Raw genomic sequence first — 16,938 nt, 5'->3', positions numbered from 1 at the left:
TCGGGAGACGTTTCATGTACCAGCAGATGATCTTCGTGAACCTCGCCGTGAACGACGTCGACAGCTCGAAGAAGTTCTTCACGGAGCTCGGCTACACGATCAATCCCCAGTTCTCGACGGACGACTGCGCCTGCGTCGTAATCAGCGACACGATCGTCGCGATGCTGCTGAGCAGGCCGCGCTACCAGGACTTCACGAAGAAGCAGATCGCGGACTCGACGACGACCAGCGAGACGCTGCTCTGTCTGAGCGCCGAGAGCCGCGAGAAGGTCGACGAGCTGGTCGACAAGGCCGTGGCGGCCGGCGCCACGGCGGGCAGGACGCAGGACTACGGCATGATGTACGGCCGCGCCTTCGACGACCTGGACGGCCACACCTGGGAAATCATGTGGATGGACGAGTCCGAGGTCCAGGGCTGAGGGTCCGAGGGGTCGGGGGCGGGTCCGAGGGGTCGGGGGCGGGTCCGAGGGGTCGGGGGCGGGCCCGAAGGGGGTCGGGGTGGCGGGCCCGAAGGGTCGGGGCTGAGGCGGCCAAGGGGCTGATTGACGAGCCCGAGGGGGCGGGGTGAGGGGCCCGAGGGTTCAAGGCGCGCGGTCAAGCGACCGGCTGACGAGCCCGAGGGGCGGGGTGACGAGCCCGACGGCCCAGGGCTGACAGGCCCGAGGGACCGGCCTGACAAGCCCGCCGACCCAGGGCTGACAGGCCCGAGGGCCCGGGGTGACAAGCCCGCCGACCCCGGGCCGACGGGTCCGAGAAACCGGGGTGACAAGCCCGACGGCCCAGGGCTGACAGGCCCGAGGGCCCGGGGTGACAAGCCCGCCGACCCCGGGCCGACGGGTCCGAGAAACCGGGGTGACAAGCCCGCCGACCCCGGGCCGACGCGACCGAATGACCGGCCTGACAAGCCCGCCGACCCCGGGCCGACGCGACCGAATGACCGGTCTCACAAGCCCGCCGACCCCGGGCCGACGCGACCGAATGACCGGTCTCACAAGCCCGCCGACCCCGGGCCGACGCGACCGAATGACCGGCCTGACAAGCCCGCCGACCCCGGGCCGACGGGTCCGAGGTCAAGGGCTGACGGCCGACGCCCCGCTCCCGGCTCCCGGCTCCCGGCTCCCGGCTCCCGGCTCCCGGCTCAGCCTGCTTAGCATGGGCGGATGCAGCCGACTCCCGAACCCGCATCCGCCCCCAGGCCCTCACCCCGACTCCCGGGCGGCGACCGCGAGATCGAGTCGCTCGACGAGTTCGACGCGATCGCGGCGAGCGGCTCACTCGCCGGGTGCCGCGTCCAGTCCATAGACCTGACGGCTCGTACGTCCGCGTTGCGGGCCTGCGACGCCACGGGGACGGTGTTCCTCGGTTGCCTCATGGAGCCGAGCGCGGCGGACGCGATGCGGGCCGCAGGGGCGCTGGTGTTCCCACCCGTCCCCGGCCTGCCGTTCGACCCGTACCGCGGTCTTCTCCACACGCCGGAAGAACTTTTCGCGGGACTCAACGAGGGTGGCTACGAGGCGACTCCTGACGCCCGTGCGTACGAGTGGTTCCAGGAGACCAAGGCCGACGGCGACGTCTTCTCCTCGATGCTCCGCGCGATCCACGACGACTCGATCTCGGACGCCCTCGACGAACTGCTCGTCAGCGCACGGGTGGTGGGCGTGATGGGCGGCCACGCGATGGCCCGCGGCACTCAGGCGTACGAGGGCGCGGCCCGGCTCGGCCGCTCGCTCGCCCGAGCCGGGTTCACGGTCGCCACAGGGGGCGGCCCCGGCGCGATGGAGGCGGCGAACCTGGGCGCGTACGCGTCCGTGTTCCGTGACGAGATGCTGGACGAGGCGCTCGAACTCCTCGCCAAGGCACCGTCGTTCACCCCGTCGGTCACCGAGTGGGCACGGGCGGCGTTCGACGTGCGCGAGCGCTGGCCGGCCGGCGGCGCGTCGGTGGGCATCCCCACGTGGTTCTACGGCCACGAGCCGCCGAACGCCTTCGCCACCCACCTGGCCAAGTACTTCGCCAACGCCACCCGCGAAGACGGCCTCCTGGCCCGCTCGAACGCGGGCGTGATCTTCCTCCCGGGCGCGGCGGGCACGCTCCAGGAGATCTTCGACGCGGCCACCCCGAACTACTACGAGTCCCGCGGCGAACCGGCCCCCATGATCCTGGTGAACCGCGAACACTGGACGGAACGCCTTCCGGCATGGCCGCTGCTGCAGGCGCTCGCGCGGGGCCGCTCGATGGAGTCGAGGATCGCGCTGGTGGACGGGGTGGAGGAGGCCCCGGACACACTGCACGGCTTCAGCACGTCCGGCGCCTGAGGACGAACTCGGCGGAGCCGGTGACCACAGGGCGTACGAGGCCCGGCGCACCACCCAACCCGTCCAGCGCCTCAGGACGAACTCGGCGAAGCCGGTGATGACGGCACGCAAGGCAAGGCTTCGGCGCACCGGCACCCACCCGACACACACCCCCGCACCCCCACCCAGCCCGAGGCTCCGGCGCAGCCGGTTTTCGGGAAGGGGCGGGTTTGGGGAAAGATCACGCAAACGAAGCCCGCTCCAGCCAGAAGTCCAGCAACTCCCGCTCCCCCAGCACCTCCACGGCCCCACCGTCCAACGGCCGCCGCCGATAGAACGCGAGCAGCACCTCGGTCAGCGGCCCCCGCAGAGCAACCGTCGCCTTCTCATGCCCCCGCCGCCAGCTGAAGCCTTCCTCACCGAACTCGATGAGCCACTCGGCGTTCAGCTCCGAAGGCGCATCAGTCGCGTGGAGATGAATGCTCCGCCCCGCCCCGCGCAACTCGGCGGCACTGTCCCCGGGGTCGGACCGCTGCACGTACCGCACGATCTCCAGCCACTCGTCAATCGCGTCGGCGGCGACATCCGGCGCAACCACATACGGAACGCCCGCGGCAATCGCCGCGTCCGCCCGATGCACCGCCACCTCATGCGTCATGCGCCGCGCCCAGAACCCGGCGTCGTGACGATCGGACCAGGACCACACCGACGTACCGGCCTGCGCTCCAACCATCGTCCCCACAAAGAGCTCGGCAGTCTCCGCCAGCCACGCGTCGAGGTCCGCGGGATCGTCCCCCTCCGGACCACGGATTCCGGGGACCTCCTCCTCCGGGATGTCCCCCGTGGCCCGCGTGCCCACCAGCCGCTCGGCCCAGCGCACGGCGCCACCCACATGCCGGGCGAGGTAGCCAAGGGTCCACTCCGGGCACGTCGGCACGGTGGCCGTCAGGTCGGCCCCGACCAGCGTTTCCCTCAAGAGGCCCAGCTGGAGAGCGACTTCGGCGCGGTGGCGGTCGTACTCCAATGTCGTCATGGGCGAAACCCTAGGCAGAACCCCGGGCCACCCACACCTCAATTACACGCGGCCCACGCCGGACCAGAACCGTGTCTGCCCGGAAAGACGTCAGCCCAGCACCACAACATCCCCCACATCAAACGCGACCCCCACCGTCTCCCCCACCCCAGGCGCATCCCGCAGCGCACAGGCCGCCTCGAGCCGCGGCCCCACCCCAGGCTCCAGATGAACGGCGACATGCGTACCCCGGAAGGTACGCGCCGTCACCACGCACGGCAGCCCCTCATCAGCGGGCACGAGCCGCACCCCGGCCGGCCGCACCAGGAGCCGGCACCGCCCGTCCGCCGCGCCCCCAGCCGCGCCCCCAGCGCCCTCCGACACCGGAACCTTGCCCCAGGCGGTGTCGGCCACGTCGCCGGCCACCATCGCGTCGACGATGTTGTCGAAGCCGAGGAACCGCGCGACGAACTCGTCCACCGGCTGCCGCCAGACCTCAAGTGGCGTACCGGACTGGGCGATTCGCCCCTCCCGCATCACCACCACCCGGTCCGCGAGCGCGAACGCCTCGCCCTGGTCGTGCGTGACCGCGAGCACCGTCGTACCCAACTCGTCGAAGAGCTCACGGAGTTCGACGACAAGGCGCTCCCGCAGCGAACGGTCGAGCTGCCCGAGCGGCTCGTCCAGCATGAGCAGGCGCGGCCTCGGCGCGAGCGCACGCGCGAGGGCGACCCGCTGTTGCTCGCCGCCCGAGAGCGAGGCGACGGCCCGGCGGTGCGCACCCGGAAGGCCCACGAGTTCGAGCAACTCGGCCACCCGGTTGGCCTGTTCACCCCGCGAAGCGCCGTGCATCCGCAGCCCGAAGGCGACATTGCCCGCCACGTCGCGCTGCGGGAAAAGCTGGTGGTCCTGGAACATCAGACCGACCCCACGCTTGTGCGCGGGCACACCACGCTGATCCTTCCCGCCAAGGAGGACCTGCCCGCCGTCGAGATCCTGGAGCCCGGCGACCGCACGCAGCAGTGTCGACTTGCCGCTGCCGCTCGGCCCGAGCACGCACAGGATCTCGTGCTCCTCGACCTCCAGAGCGACACCGTCGAGGACGGCCCGCGCCCCGAACCGCACGGTCGCATCCGCCAGCGTCAGCAAGGCCATCAGAACTCCCCAGTCGTGCGATCGGTACGGAGACGTTCGAGCAGCAGCAGCGACACCGCGCACACCACCATCAAGATCGTCGAAAGTGCCATCGCCTGCCCGTAGTTGAGCTCCCCGGCCCGCCCCAGGAGCCGTGCCACCGCGACCGGAAGCGTCGGGTTGTCCGGCCGCGCGATGAACACGGTCGCGCCGAACTCCCCCAGGGACACGGCGAAGGCGAACCCGGCGGCGATCAGCAGCGCGCGCCGCACCATCGGCAGGTCGACCTCCCGCCACGCCCGCAGCGGCGACGCCCCGAGCACGGCGGCCGCCTCGCGCAGGCGTCCGTCCACCGCGCGCAGGACGGGAAGCATGGTGCGTACGACGAAGGGCACGCCCACCAGAGCTTGTGCGAGCGGCACCAGAATCCACGTCGAGCGCAGGTCGAGCGGCGGCTTGTCCAGCGTGATCAGGAACCCGAAGCCGACCGTCACCGCTGACACCCCGAGCGGCAGCATCATGAGCGCGTCGAAGCCGCGCACCAGACGGCCGGCCTTCCGGGTGAGCGCCGCGGCGGCGAGACCGCCGATCACCAGGGCGATGGCGGTGGCGGCGAGCGCGTACTGGAGCGAATTCCAGACCGCCTCGATCGGCGGGACGAGGAACGCCCCGCCCTCCGCCGATGTCAGCTCCCTGTAGTACGTGAAGCCGTAGCCGTCGAAGCCGCTCAACGATCGCTCGATCAGCACTCCGAGCGGCAGCAGTATCAGCACGGCGATCGTGATCATGACCCCGCCGAGGAGCGACCACTGCCCCGCGCCGCGCGGGCGCCGCGCGACCGCCGAGGCGTCGACCAGCTTCAGCGCGGTCTCCCCGCGGCGCACGGTCCACGCGTGCACGGCGAGGATCGCGCCGACCGCCGCGAACTGCACGATCGTCAGGACAGCGGCCGTCGACAGGTCGAGAAGCTGGGCGGTCTGCCGGTAGATCTCCACTTCGAGTGTCGAGTACGCGGGTCCGCCGAGGATCTGCACGACGCCGAAGGAGGTGAACGTGAACAGGAAGACCATGAGGCACGCCGCGGCGACCGCGGGGCCGAGCGCGGGCAGCGTCACGGTCCGCCAGGCGGTCCACCGCGAGGCGCCGAGCATCCGCGCGGCCTCCTCCTGACGCGGGTCGAGCTGCGACCAGAGTCCGCCCACGGTCCGTACGACGACGGCGTAGTTGAAGAAGACGTGCGCGAGCAGGATCGCCCACACGGTCGTGTCGAGCCGCACGCCCCACATCTCGTCGAGCAGCCCGCCACGGCCGAGCAGCGCGAGGAACGCCGTTCCGACGACGACCGTCGGCAGCACGAACGGCACCGTGACGGCCGCGCGGAGAACCTGCTTGCCCCTGAACTCGAAGCGCGCGAAGACGTACGCGCCGGGGAGCGCGACAAGGAGCGTGAGCGCCGTCGACGCGAGCGCCTGCCAGGTGGTGAACCACAGCACGTGCCGGACGTCGGACTGCCCGACGACGTCCGCGATCCGCCCGAACTGCCACTGGCCGCCGGCCTTCAGGCCGCGCGCGACGATCGCGGCGACCGGATAGGCGAAGAAGACCGCGAAGAACGCGACGGGCACGGCCATGAGACCGAGCCGCGTCGCGCTCCCGCGCGAGAGCCCCTTACGGGACTTCCCTACTTCAGTACGAGCGAGGTCCACGACTTGACCCACTGCTCGCGGTTGTCGGCGATCTTCTTCGGAGCCATGGTCTCCGGCTTGTCGACCGTCACGCCGTGCTCGGTGAACAGCTCGGGCAGCTTGCTGCCCTCACGCACCGGGTTCACGAACATGTTCAGCGGCATGTCCTCCTGGAACTCGGCACTGATCAGGAAGTCGAGGAGCGCCTTGCCGCCCTTCTCGTTCTTGGCGTTGCCGAGCAGACCCGCGTACTCGACCTGCCGGAAGCAGGTGCCGGTCGCGACGCCGGTCGGCGCCTCCTTGGGCTGCGGCTTGGCGTAGAGCACCTCGACGGGCGGCGACGAGGCGTAGGAGACGACGAGCGGCCGGTCCCCCTTGGCCTTCTTGCCCCCGGCGGACCCGGAGAACTCCTCGTTGTAGGCCTGCTCCCAGCCGTCGACGACCTTGACGCCGTTGTCCTTGAGCTTCTTCCAGTAGCCCTGCCAGCCCCCATCGCCGTACTGGGCGGCGGTGCCGAGCAGGAAGCCGAGGCCGGGCGACGAGGTCGAGGCGTTCTCGGTGACCAACAGATCCTTGTACGCGGGCTTGGTCAGATCCGCGAAGGACTTCGGCGGCGCCAGCTTCTTGTCGGCGAAGTACTTCTTGTCGTAGTTGACGCAGATGTCGCCGCTGTCGACGGGCGTGACCCGGTGCTTTTCCTGATCAACGCGGAACTGCGAGGCGACCTTGTCCGAGCCCTCGGCCTCGTACGACTGGAAGAGCCCGTTGTCGAGCGCACGCGACAGAAGCGTGTTGTCGACGCCGAAGAAGACGTCACCCTGTGGGTTGTCCTTCGACAGGATCGCCTTGTTCACGGCGGCACCGGCGTCCCCGTCCTTGAGGACGTCGACCTTGTAGCCGGAGCTCTTCTCGAACGCCTTCAGTACGTCCTTGGAGACATTGAAGGAGTCATGGCTGACGAGCGTCACGCTCTTGGAATCGGCCTTGTCGCCGCTGTCGGACGAGCTACCGCACGCGGAGAGCGCGACAAGCCCGATGGCCGCCGCGACCGCGGTGACCGTGACCTTCTTGGTGGTGCTCACTGAGTTCATTCCTCCTGGAGTGACCAGGAAGAGACGCGGCCCTGCCCGCAGGACCGGAGGGTCCGCGGGCAGGGCGCAACAGCTTGAGTGGTGTCCGAACTTCCTACCCGGAATGACCCGGGCAAGGTTCAGAGGGTCTGCGGCCAACCTGTCCTTGGCTGCCGCACTCTCAGCGCTGTGGCGCTCCCCTGTCGGAATATGAAGATGTGTTCCGTCCATGCAGTTGTGCACTGCCTGTGAAGTTGTGTTTCGGCCAGCCTAACGCTCTGCCGCGGCGAGCTGACCGCACGCCCCGTCGATCTCCTGGCCACGGGTGTCACGAACCGTGACAGGCACCCCATGAGCGGCGATGGCGTTCACGAAGGCCTTTTCGTCCTCCGGCCGCGATGCCGTCCACTTCGAGCCAGGCGTCGGGTTCAGCGGGATCAGGTTCACGTGCACGGGCTTGTTCTTGAGCAGCCGCCCGAGCCGGTCACCGCGCCACGCGTGGTCGTTGATGTCCCGGATCAGCGCGTACTCGATGGACAGGCGGCGCCCCGACTTGGCGGCGTACTCCCAGCCCGCGTCGAGGACCTCACGCACGTTCCAGCGCGTATTGACGGGTACGAGGGTGTCGCGGAGCTCGTCGTCGGGCGCGTGCAGCGAGATGGCGAGGCGGCACTTGAAGCCCTCGTCGGCGAACCGGTGGATGGCGGGCACCAGACCGACGGTCGACACGGTGATGCCACGCTGCGAGAGGCCCACCCCGTCCGGCTCGGGGTCGGTCAGCCTGCGAATGGCACCGGTCACACGGTTGTAGTTGGCGAGCGGCTCACCCATCCCCATGAAGACGATGTTGGAGAGCCGAGCGGGCCCACCCGGGATCTCGCCGTCCCTGAGCGCCCGCATCCCGTCCACGATCTGGTGGACGATCTCGGCGGTCGACAGATTCCGGTCGAGACCGGCCTGCCCCGTCGCGCAGAACGGGCAGTTCATCCCGCAACCGGCCTGCGACGAGATGCACATCGTCACGCGGTCCGGATAGCGCATGAGCACGGATTCGACGAGCGTCCCGTCGAAGAGGCGCCACAGCGTCTTGCGCGTGGTGTCGTCGTCACAGCTGATGTGCCGCACCACGGACATCAGCTCGGGAAGCAACGCCTCCTGGAGCTTCCCGCGGGACCCGGCAGGAATGTCGGTCCACTGCTCCGGATCGTGCGCGTACCGCGCGAAGTAGTGCTGCGAGAGCTGCTTGGCGCGAAACGGTTTCTCGCCGGCGGCGACGACGGCTTCCTTGCGCTCGGCGGGCGTGAGGTCGGCGAGATGCCGCGGCGGCTTCTTGGCTCCGCGGGGCGCGACGAAGGTGAGTTCTCCGGGTACAGGCATGGTTCTTCCAGTGTCGCAGACGACAGGAGTGCCACCTGGTCGGCGTCCGTAGGCGGCGGTGGCCCTTGATCCGGCGGTCTGCCGATCTGTCGAAGTCGGTCGACAGGGCCTATCACAGTGCGCCATCATGTGGTCACACAAGGTAAAAGCAGAGTGTCGATCGACTTCCCGGCGAGGGGGCCCAGTGGAACCGTCCGACGCACCCATCGCCCTCGACCGCGATGTGTTCATGCGCAGCCTCATCCGTGAACTGGCACGCGTCCTTGAGGACGTGGTCGGCCTGGAGGAAGCGGCGGGCTACGTCAGCCTTGTCAGTCAGACCATCGGCGACGACATCAACAGCCAGTACACCAAGGCGCTCTCGGTCGACCGTCTCGACCGTACGCAGGTGGCGCAGGTCATGGTCGATCTCAAGAAACGGCTCGGCGGGGGCTTCTTCGTCGTCGAGGAGAACGACCGGCGCATCGTCCTCGGGAACCGCGTCTGCCCGTTCGGAGAGAAGGTTCTGGGCCGTCCCTCCATGTGCATGATGACGTCGAACATCTTCGGGACCATCGCCGCGGGCAACCTCGGCTACGCCCGCGTGGAGCTGGAGAAGACCATCGCCCGCTGGGACGTGGGCTGCCGCGTCGTGGTGCACCTCCGCCCGCCTTCCGAATCGGAACAGACCACAGGGCGTGAGTACTACGGCGATGCCCTGTGACCGCCGATGACCCCCTGACGCTCTTCCGGAAGATCACTGGTCTGCTCACGGAGCCCGTGCTGCTCATCTCAGCCGATACGCGCGTGCTGGCCGCGAATCCCTCGGCGGTCCGGATGCTTCCGGGTGTCGAGGACGACATACCCCTGAGCGCGATGGTCTCCGAAGCCGCCGAGGATGTCGCCAAGTACGTCCGGCAGTGGCTGCGCACCGGCCATCCGACACCGGCCGGCCTCACCCTGCACGGCTACGACGGCGCACGCGTCCGCTGCCGCTGCTTCGGCGCCCGTGCCCAGTGGATGCCCACCCTCGCCGTGCATCTACGGGCCGTCCGCATCGACCCCGGCGACCGCTTCCTGACCGTCAAGGAGCGCGTCAACGCCCTTGAGCGCGAGCGCACGTTCCGCTTCCGCGCCACCGAGGACCGCATGCGGCTCACCGCGTCCCTGACCGCCGCCCACGCCCGGTTCGACCACCTGCACGCGCTCGTCCGGTCGGTCGCCACGTCCAGCACGACAGCGGCCCTGGCCCAGTCGGTGGCCAAGCACGTACCCCCGGCCCTCGGCTGCACGGAAGCCGCTCTGCACCTCACCCCTGTGGCGCGCGATCGCGTCCGCCTCCACGTCCCCGTCGAGCCGCACGCCACCCTCGTCCTCACCACGGACCACCCGCCCCCGGCGGAACACCTGGAGTCGGTGACGGCACTGATCGGCGGCGCGCTCAGGTCCTTCGCGGGCGCGTAGACCCTCCAGTTCCGGACACGGAAAAGGGCCCGCCGCCCCACGGGCAGCGAGCCCCTCACGTACAGCAGCGCGCAGGTCAGCCGGACCCCACGAAGATGACGAGCAGCAGCCAGACCACCGGCGCCGTGGGCAGCAGCGAGTCGAGGCGATCCATGATGCCGCCGTGACCCGGCAGCAGCGTGCCCATGTCCTTGATGCCGAGGTCACGCTTGATCATCGACTCACCGAGGTCCCCGAGCGTCGCGCTCGCGGCAACCGCGAGGCCGATGAGCAGCCCCTGCCACCACGTGCCGCCGTCGATCAGGAACTCCATGCACAGCGCGCCCGCGGCCATCGCGAACGTCACCGCGCCGACCAGGCCCTCGCGGGTCTTGCCGGGGCTGATGCGCGGGGCCAGCTTGTGCTTGCCGAAGCGCCAGCCGATCGCGTACGCCCCGGTGTCGCTGACCACCGTCAGGAGCAGGAACGTGAGCACCCGCATCGAGCCGTCGTCCGCGGTGAGCATCAACGCCACGAACGTGGCGAGGAACGGGACGTAGAACGCCGCGAAGACGCCCGCCGTGACGTCCTTCAGATAGCCCTCGGGCGGCTCGGTCATCCGCCAGACGAGCACCGCGAGCGCGGTGAGCGCCATGGCGACCCAGGCGCCCTCGGGCCCGCGGACGTACCCGGCGACGACCATCGCGGCGCCGCCCACCGCGAGCGGGACCAGCGGCGCCTTGATGCCCTTGCGCTCCTGGAGCCGTGAGGTGAGCTCCCAGAGACCGACCACAACGGCGACCGCTATGACGCCGATGAAGACGGCCTTCACGATGAAGAGCGACGCGACGATCACCGCGCCGAGCCCCACGCCGACTCCTATGGCCGCCCCGAGGTCACGGCCCGCGCTCTTCTTCTGCGGCGCCTTGGGCGCTTGAGGCGCTTGAGGCGTCTGAGGCGTGCGCGGCGCCTCGGGGGCGGGCTGTGATGCGCTGGGCATGGGCTCCCGGGGTACTTCAGGCATGTCAGGCACGATGGGCATGGGCTGCGTCTCTGCTGGATACAGGGCGTCATGCGCATCGTACGCGGGACCTGCCGGGGCAGCCCCTTGAGCAGGGCCCTGGTCGGACGGCCCCCAGTACCCGGCTCTGGGAGGCGCCCCCCAGGAAGAGTCGTTCACGGATCGGATTCCTCAGTCCTCAGACTTCGAGCCCTCAGACCTCGAGCAGCTCGGCTTCCTTGTGCTTGAGCAGCTCGTCCACCTGAGCGACGTACTTCGCGGTGGTGTCGTCGAGCTCCTTCTCCGCGCGACGGCCCTCGTCCTCGCCGATGTCGCCGTCCTTGATCGCCTTGTCGATCGCTTCCTTGGCCTTGCGGCGGATGGAGCGGATCGAGATCTTGGAGTCCTCGGCCTTGGTCTTGGCGACCTTGATGAACTCCTTGCGGCGGTCCTGCGTCAGCTCGGGGAACGTCACCCGGATGATGTTTCCATCATTGCTGGGGTTGACGCCGAGGTCGGAGTCGCGGATCGCCTGCTCGATGTTGCGCAGCGCGCTCTTGTCGAACGGGGTCACCACGGCCATCCGCGGCTCGGGCACCGAGAACGAGGCCAGCTGATTGATCGGCGTAAGGGCGCCGTAGTAGTCGGCCACGATCTTGTTGAACATCGCCGGGTGCGCACGGCCTGTGCGAATCGCGGCGAAGTCCTCCTTGGCGACCACGACGGCCTTCTCCATCTTCTCCTCGGCCTCGAGGAGGGTCTCTTCGATCACCACTTGCTCCTGGTGTTGTGAGTGGGCTGGGGGCGCCCCCACACGGTGAAGTAGGGGGAGTCCATGGGGCGTCGGCTGCGTCGCGTCTCTTTCCCTGCACCGTGTCCGACCGGCAGGGCTTTGTCCATCCCTCGTGGCCCTCGGGGGGCCGTCCCCGAGGTCAGGAGCGGGTGCCCTCGTCGCCCACGAGCGTGCCGATCTTCTCACCCTTGACGGCACGCGCGATATTGCCGGTGGAGAGCAACTCGAAGACCAGGATGGGCAGCTTGTTGTCGCGGCACAGCGTGATCGCGGTCATGTCGGCGACCTTCAGGTCGCGGGTGATGACCTCGCCGTAGCCGAGCGCGTCGTACTTCACCGCGTCCGGGTTGGTCTTGGGGTCGGAGTCGTAGACCCCGTCGACACCGTTCTTGCCCATGAGCAGGGCCTCGGCGTCGATCTCCAGGGCGCGCTGCGCCGCGGTCGTGTCGGTGGAGAAGTACGGCATGCCCATGCCGGCGCCGAAGATGACCACGCGGCCCTTCTCCAGGTGCCGGACGGCGCGCAGCGGGATGTACGGCTCGGCGACCTGGCCCATCGTGATGGCGGTCTGCACGCGGCACTCGATGCCTTCCTTCTCCAGGAAGTCCTGCAGGGCGAGGCAGTTCATGACCGTGCCGAGCATGCCCATGTAGTCGGAGCGGGCCCGGTCCATGCCGCGCTGCTGGAGCTCGGCGCCGCGGAAGAAGTTGCCGCCACCGATGACGGCCGCGATCTGGGCGCCGTCACGGACGACCGCGGCGATCTCCTTGGCGATCGCGTGCACCACGTCAGGGTCGACGCCAAGGCCGCCCCCGCCGGCGAACGCCTCACCGGAGAGCTTCAGCAGGAAACGACCGGGGACTTTATCGTCGCCACTGTTTGTGTCGGCCTTGGTGGTCATGGAGTACTCGCTTCTTTTTGCTCGGCGCACATACGAAGAAGGCCACTGCCGGTGGGGTGTTGTTCGCATCCCATGCTCGGCAATGGCCTCCTCGTCAGATCCTGCGGTCGTACGTCGCGTACGGGTGTGTACGCGGGCGACCGCTGTCGACCCTAGCGGGGTCTACCGTCGATCGCGGTACGGACTCAGATGCCGACCTTGATGCGCGAGAAGCGCTTCAGGGTGACACCGGCCTCGTCCAGGACCTTCTGAACGGACTTCTTGTTGTCGAGCGCGTACGGCTGACCGAGGAGGGTGGCCTCCTTGAAGAAGCCGTTGACGCGACCCTCGACGATCTTGGGCAGCGCGGCCTCGGGCTTGCCCTCGGCGCGGGTGGTCTCCTCGGCGACGCGACGCTCGGACTCGACGACCTCGGCCGGGACGTCCTCGCGGGAGAGGTACTTCGGCGCGAAGGCGGCGATGTGCTGGGCGATGCCCTTGGCCAGGTCGGCGTCGGCCTTGTCCAGCTCGACCAGAACACCGATCTGCGGGGGCAGGTCGGGCATGGTGCGGTGCATGTACGCGGTGACGTACGTGCCCGCGAACTGGGCGAAGCGGTCCAGGACGATCTTCTCGCCGAGGTTGGCGTTGGCCTCGTCGACGTACGCCTGGACGGTCTTGCCGGCCTCGATCTCGGACGCGAGCAGCGCCTCGAGGTCGGCCGGGGACGTCTTGGCGACGTGGGCGGCGAGCGAGTTGGCGACGGCCTGGAACTTCTCGCCCTTGGCGACGAAGTCCGTCTCGCACTTCAGCTCGACGATCACGCCGGAGGTGTTGTCGTCGGCGATGAGGGAGACCACGGCACCGTTCTCGGCGGAGCGGCCCTCGCGCTTGGCGACGCCCTTCTGGCCCTTGATGCGCAGGGCCTCGACGGCCTTGTCGACGCTGCCGTCGGCCTCGTCGAGCGCCTTCTTGCAGTCCATCATGCCGGCGCCCGTGAGCTCACGGAGCTTCTTGACGTCAGCGGCGGTGTAGTTCGCCATGATCCTGAAATTCTCTTTCGGAGGTCTGAAAGATCTACGGGTGAACGGCGGGGGCCTGTGGGCCCCCGCCGTCAACTACCGAACCTGTGAAGGTCAGGCCTGCTCGGTCTCCGCGGCGGGGGCCTCGGCGGCGGCAACCTCGGCGGGGGCCTCGGCCTGCTCGGCGTCGGCGGCCTTCTCCGTCTCGGCGGACTTCTGAACCTCGGCCTCGACGGCCTTCGGCTCATCGGCCGTGGGCTCGTCGGCCTTGGGCTCGTCGGCCTTCTTCTCGCCCTCGAGCAGGTCGCGCTCCCACTCGGCGAGCGGCTCGCCGGCGGTCTTCTCGCCCGGCTTCTGGTCGCCCGTGGCGACGCCGGAACGGGCGATGAGGCCCTCGGCGACGGCGTCGGCGATCACGCGGGTGAGCAGGGTGACGGAGCGGATCGCGTCGTCGTTGCCCGGGATCTTGTAGTCGACCTCGTCGGGGTCACAGTTGGTGTCGAGGATGGCGACGACCGGGATGTTGAGCTTCCGGGCCTCGCCGACCGCGATGTGCTCCTTCTTGGTGTCCACGATCCAGACGGCGCTGGGCACCTTGGACATCTCGCGGATACCACCGAGGGTCTTCTCCAGCTTGGCCTTCTCACGCGAGAGGACCAGGAGCTCCTTCTTGGTGAGGCCGGACGCGGCCACATCCTCGAAGTCGATCTGCTCGAGCTCCTTGAGGCGCTGCAGACGCTTGTAGACGGTCGAGAAGTTGGTGAGCATGCCGCCCAGCCAGCGCTGGTTCACGTAGGGCATGCCGACGCGGGTCGCCTGCTCGGCGATGGCCTCCTGCGCCTGCTTCTTCGTGCCGACGAACATGACCGTGCCGCCGTGGGCGACGGTCTCCTTGACGAACTCGTAGGCGCGGTCGATGTACGACAGCGACTGGAGCAGGTCGATGATGTAGATGCCGTTGCGCTCCGTGAAGATGAAGCGCTTCATCTTCGGGTTCCAACGACGGGTCTGGTGACCGAAGTGGACGCCGCTTTCCAGCAGCTCCCGCATCGTGACGACGGCCATGGCCGTACTCCTTGGTGTTCTCGGTTGTGCCGCGTCCGCCGGATGGCAGTCGCGCCTGACGCCCGCGATGCGCCGTGCCACAAAGGACCGAGAGGCGCTGGCACCTGGCTTTTCATGGCCTGGTGTCGGGGCGTGCGAAGTCGACCCGGTGACCCGGATCGCCACAAGAAGTGTACGGGACCCGCGAGGCCGCGGGTGACGCCGATGTCCACAAGCGGCTGGTCATCCACAGATCCGCGCCATGATCCCCGCGGTCCTGCCCGACGCGGGACGGTTCTGGCATGTCTCACATGCGACGAAAGCTGAGCCTGGCCCTTTTGACCGTGGCGCTGATCACGGCGGTGGTGCTGCCCGCGGGCGCCCTCGACAGGCCGGGGGCGCAGGCGACCGGCGGACCGCCGGTGCCGAAGGTGGGAGGTGCGTGGCCCGTGGGGGCGCGGCCTCCTGTCATACGGGGCTGGGAGCCCCCGGCGACGGAGTACGGCCGGGGCCACCGGGGTGTGGACCTCGCTGCGCCGCCGGGAGCGGTGGTCCGGGCGGCGGCTGCGGGCAGGGTCTCCTTCGCGGGCCGCGTGGCGGGCCGCGGGGTGGTCGCGGTGGAGCTGACGGGCACGGGCACCCCTCCCCTGCGCACGACGTACGAGCCGGTGCGGGCCACGCTCAAGAAGGGCGCCGAGGTTTCGGCGGGCGGAGCACTGGGGGTGCTGGAACTGCCCAGGGCCCACTGCCCGAGCAGCTGCCTCCACTGGGGGCTACTGAGGGGCGACACATATCTCGACCCCCTGTCGCTACTGCCCCCGTGGCTACTGCGGCACGGGGCGTCCCGCTTACTGCCGGTGATCGACGTGCCGAGGCCGCGGGTACTCGCGCCTGGGAGGGGGGTGCTGGTGCTCGCGGCGCGGAGGGGGGAGCTCGCACCGCGTCCGGGGGTGTTGGTGCTCGCGGGGCGGATTGTTCGCACCGCGTCCGGGGGTGCTGGTGCTCGCGGGGCGGACGGGTTATTGGCACCGCGTCCGGGGGTACTGGTGCTCGCGGGGCGGAGGGGGGAGCTCGCCGCGCAGAGGGGAGAGCTCGCGCCGGACGAGCTCGCCGCGCAGAGGGGAGAGCTCGCCCCGGACGGGAATGCCCGCCGCGCTGATGGGGTGGTCACGGCCCGGAAGGGGTGGTCGCGGCTCGGAAGGGGGAGCTCGCGGCCCGGACGAGGGAGCTCGCCGCACAGACAGGAGACCTCGCGCCCCGGACGGGAATGCCCGCCGCGCTCACGGGGCGGTCGCGCCCCGTACCGGGGAGCTCGCGGCCCGGAAGGGAACGCCCGCCGCACAGACAGGAGACCTCGCGCCCCGGACGGGAATGCCCGCCGCGCTGACGGGGTGGTCGCGCCCCGGTAGGGGGAGCTCGCGGCCCGGGAGGGAGAGCTCGCCCCGGACGAGAATGCCCGCCGCACAGACAGGAGTGCTCGCGCCTCGGACGGGAATTTCGCCGCACAGACAGGGGAGCTCGGCCCTGGACGGGAATGGCTGCCGCGCGGACGGGCGTGCTTGCGGCACAGACGGGGGCGTTCGTGGCGCGGACGGGCCTTGCGCCGCCGACTGTCGGCGGCTGGGTCCTCAGCCCCGCACGCCCCGCAGCGCCATGGCGACCGCTGCCTCCGTGATGGCGGTCGGCTCCTCGGCGACACCGAGCTCGATCCGCCGCACCGCGGCGTCGACGATGCCCTGCAGCAGCATCGCCGCCATGCGGGGCTGCTCGTGCCCCAACGTCTCGAGCGCCTCAACGATGATGGCGATCAGACCCCCGTGGGCGGCACGGATCTTCTCCCTCGCCCCGGCGTCCAGCTCACTGGCCGAGATGGCGACCACCGCGCGGTGCCGCCGGTCCCCGACCAGGGCCAGTTGCCGCCGGACATACGCCTCGACCTTGCCCTCGGCGGAGTCGGCCCCCTCCATCGCGGCGGAGACCTCCGCCGCCCAGACGGGGAAGTCGACCTCGCACAGCTCCTCCACGACCGCGGCACGCGACCGGAAGTACTCGTACACGGATGACCGTGCGAGCCCCGTGCGTTCAGCGAGGGCGGGGAAGGTCAACGCCTCCGTACCGCCCTCGGACAACAGGGACCGGGCAGCGTCCAGCAGGGCGCCGCGCTGCATCGACCGGTGCTCGGCCACAGAGGCCGCTCGAATCCTT

The 16,938-nt window shown here is 69.7% G+C and carries 15 protein-coding genes and 1 pseudogene; 5 read left to right on the top strand and 11 right to left on the bottom strand.

Going from position 1 to position 16,938, the window contains the following annotated elements:
- Positions 1–14: 14 nt before the first annotated feature.
- A complete protein-coding gene (locus tag ACZ5WE_RS27425) occupies positions 15–419 on the top strand; it encodes a VOC family protein (protein ID WP_467692890.1) in 405 nt (134 codons plus the stop codon).
- A gap of 741 nt (positions 420–1,160) precedes the next feature.
- The gene (locus ACZ5WE_RS27420; RefSeq protein ID WP_467692892.1) at positions 1,161–2,315 is read left to right on the top strand and encodes an LOG family protein; all 1,155 of its coding nucleotides are present in this window, start codon (positions 1,161–1,163) and stop codon (positions 2,313–2,315) included.
- A gap of 220 nt (positions 2,316–2,535) precedes the next feature.
- On the opposite strand, the gene ACZ5WE_RS27415 is transcribed toward ACZ5WE_RS27420, so the two are convergent.
- The 5 genes from ACZ5WE_RS27415 to rlmN form a co-directional block, all read right to left on the bottom strand.
- Complete coding sequence (locus ACZ5WE_RS27415) at positions 2,536–3,327, bottom strand: maleylpyruvate isomerase family mycothiol-dependent enzyme (RefSeq protein WP_467692894.1); 792 nt, start codon at positions 3,325–3,327, stop codon at positions 2,536–2,538.
- A 90-nt stretch (positions 3,328–3,417) separates the two neighbouring features.
- Positions 3,418–4,461: an ABC transporter ATP-binding protein gene (locus ACZ5WE_RS27410; RefSeq protein WP_467692896.1), complete on the bottom strand. Its 1,044-nt coding sequence runs from the start codon at positions 4,459–4,461 to the stop codon at positions 3,418–3,420.
- Positions 4,461–6,071 carry an ABC transporter permease gene (locus tag ACZ5WE_RS27405; protein WP_467692898.1) on the bottom strand — a complete coding sequence of 537 codons (1,611 nt, stop codon included), beginning with the start codon at positions 6,069–6,071 and terminating at the stop codon, positions 4,461–4,463. The genes ACZ5WE_RS27410 and ACZ5WE_RS27405 overlap by 1 nt, the downstream gene beginning before the upstream one ends.
- 50 nt (positions 6,072–6,121) lie before the next feature.
- On the bottom strand, positions 6,122–7,216 hold the full coding sequence (locus ACZ5WE_RS27400; RefSeq protein WP_467692900.1) for a thiamine ABC transporter substrate-binding protein: 1,095 nt from the start codon (positions 7,214–7,216) through the stop codon (positions 6,122–6,124).
- 249 nt (positions 7,217–7,465) lie between these two features.
- Entirely contained in the window at positions 7,466–8,572 is a 1,107-nt protein-coding gene (gene rlmN, locus ACZ5WE_RS27395) for a dual-specificity RNA methyltransferase RlmN (protein ID WP_467692902.1), read from the bottom strand.
- Positions 8,573–8,756: 184 nt separating this feature from the next.
- On the opposite strand from rlmN, the gene ACZ5WE_RS27390 reads away from it, so the two are divergent.
- On the top strand, positions 8,757–9,275 hold the full coding sequence (locus tag ACZ5WE_RS27390; protein WP_467692904.1) for a methanogen output domain 1-containing protein: 519 nt from the start codon (positions 8,757–8,759) through the stop codon (positions 9,273–9,275).
- Positions 9,272–10,015, top strand: a complete 744-nt coding sequence (locus ACZ5WE_RS27385; RefSeq protein ID WP_467692906.1) for a hypothetical protein — start codon at positions 9,272–9,274, stop codon at positions 10,013–10,015. Before ACZ5WE_RS27390 ends, ACZ5WE_RS27385 begins: the two co-directional genes overlap by 4 nt.
- A gap of 76 nt (positions 10,016–10,091) precedes the next feature.
- On the opposite strand, the gene ACZ5WE_RS27380 is transcribed toward ACZ5WE_RS27385, so the two are convergent.
- The 5 genes from ACZ5WE_RS27380 to rpsB form a co-directional block, all read right to left on the bottom strand.
- The gene (locus ACZ5WE_RS27380) at positions 10,092–11,174 is read right to left on the bottom strand and encodes a phosphatidate cytidylyltransferase (protein WP_467692907.1); all 1,083 of its coding nucleotides are present in this window, start codon (positions 11,172–11,174) and stop codon (positions 10,092–10,094) included.
- Positions 11,175–11,208: 34 nt separating this feature from the next.
- A complete protein-coding gene (gene frr, locus ACZ5WE_RS27375; protein ID WP_361401054.1) occupies positions 11,209–11,766 on the bottom strand; it encodes a ribosome recycling factor in 558 nt (185 codons plus the stop codon).
- A gap of 160 nt (positions 11,767–11,926) precedes the next feature.
- Positions 11,927–12,688: a UMP kinase gene (gene pyrH, locus ACZ5WE_RS27370; RefSeq protein ID WP_363212546.1), complete on the bottom strand. Its 762-nt coding sequence runs from the start codon at positions 12,686–12,688 to the stop codon at positions 11,927–11,929.
- Positions 12,689–12,873: 185 nt separating this feature from the next.
- Positions 12,874–13,710, bottom strand: coding sequence for a translation elongation factor Ts (tsf, locus tag ACZ5WE_RS27365; RefSeq protein ID WP_467692909.1), 837 nt, complete (start codon positions 13,708–13,710; stop codon positions 12,874–12,876).
- 93 nt (positions 13,711–13,803) lie between these two features.
- A complete protein-coding gene (gene rpsB, locus ACZ5WE_RS27360; protein ID WP_467692911.1) occupies positions 13,804–14,754 on the bottom strand; it encodes a 30S ribosomal protein S2 in 951 nt (316 codons plus the stop codon).
- Between the two features lie 281 nt (positions 14,755–15,035).
- Between rpsB and ACZ5WE_RS27355 the strand changes: the two are divergent.
- Positions 15,036–15,614, top strand: a pseudogene (locus ACZ5WE_RS27355) (peptidoglycan DD-metalloendopeptidase family protein); the annotation flags it as partial.
- A gap of 747 nt (positions 15,615–16,361) precedes the next feature.
- On the opposite strand, the gene ACZ5WE_RS27350 reads toward ACZ5WE_RS27355, so the two are convergent.
- Positions 16,362–16,919, bottom strand: coding sequence for a TetR/AcrR family transcriptional regulator (locus tag ACZ5WE_RS27350; protein WP_351165709.1), 558 nt, complete (start codon positions 16,917–16,919; stop codon positions 16,362–16,364).
- Positions 16,920–16,938 lie beyond the last annotated feature (19 nt).

The organism is Streptomyces sp. NPDC033180, assembly GCF_055577645.1.
Note: the sequence above shows the minus strand (reverse complement) of the source record. Positions and strands in the feature narration are given on the sequence as shown.

What these genes read in the sequence shown, in the direction of transcription:
- ACZ5WE_RS27425 (WP_467692890.1), top strand. Translation starts at nt 15, where the DNA reads ATGTACCAGCAGATGATCTTCGTGAACCTCGCCGTGAACGACGTCGAC.
- ACZ5WE_RS27420 (WP_467692892.1), top strand. Translation starts at nt 1,161, where the DNA reads ATGCAGCCGACTCCCGAACCCGCATCCGCCCCCAGGCCCTCACCCCGA.
- ACZ5WE_RS27415 (WP_467692894.1), bottom strand. Translation starts at nt 3,327, where the DNA reads ATGACGACATTGGAGTACGACCGCCACCGCGCCGAAGTCGCTCTCCAG.
- ACZ5WE_RS27410 (WP_467692896.1), bottom strand. Translation starts at nt 4,461, where the DNA reads ATGGCCTTGCTGACGCTGGCGGATGCGACCGTGCGGTTCGGGGCGCGG.
- ACZ5WE_RS27405 (WP_467692898.1), bottom strand. Translation starts at nt 6,071, where the DNA reads ATGGCCGTGCCCGTCGCGTTCTTCGCGGTCTTCTTCGCCTATCCGGTC.
- ACZ5WE_RS27400 (WP_467692900.1), bottom strand. Translation starts at nt 7,216, where the DNA reads ATGAACTCAGTGAGCACCACCAAGAAGGTCACGGTCACCGCGGTCGCG.
- rlmN (WP_467692902.1), bottom strand. Translation starts at nt 8,572, where the DNA reads ATGCCTGTACCCGGAGAACTCACCTTCGTCGCGCCCCGCGGAGCCAAG.
- pyrH (WP_363212546.1), bottom strand. Translation starts at nt 12,688, where the DNA reads ATGACCACCAAGGCCGACACAAACAGTGGCGACGATAAAGTCCCCGGT.
- tsf (WP_467692909.1), bottom strand. Translation starts at nt 13,710, where the DNA reads ATGGCGAACTACACCGCCGCTGACGTCAAGAAGCTCCGTGAGCTCACG.
- rpsB (WP_467692911.1), bottom strand. Translation starts at nt 14,754, where the DNA reads ATGGCCGTCGTCACGATGCGGGAGCTGCTGGAAAGCGGCGTCCACTTC.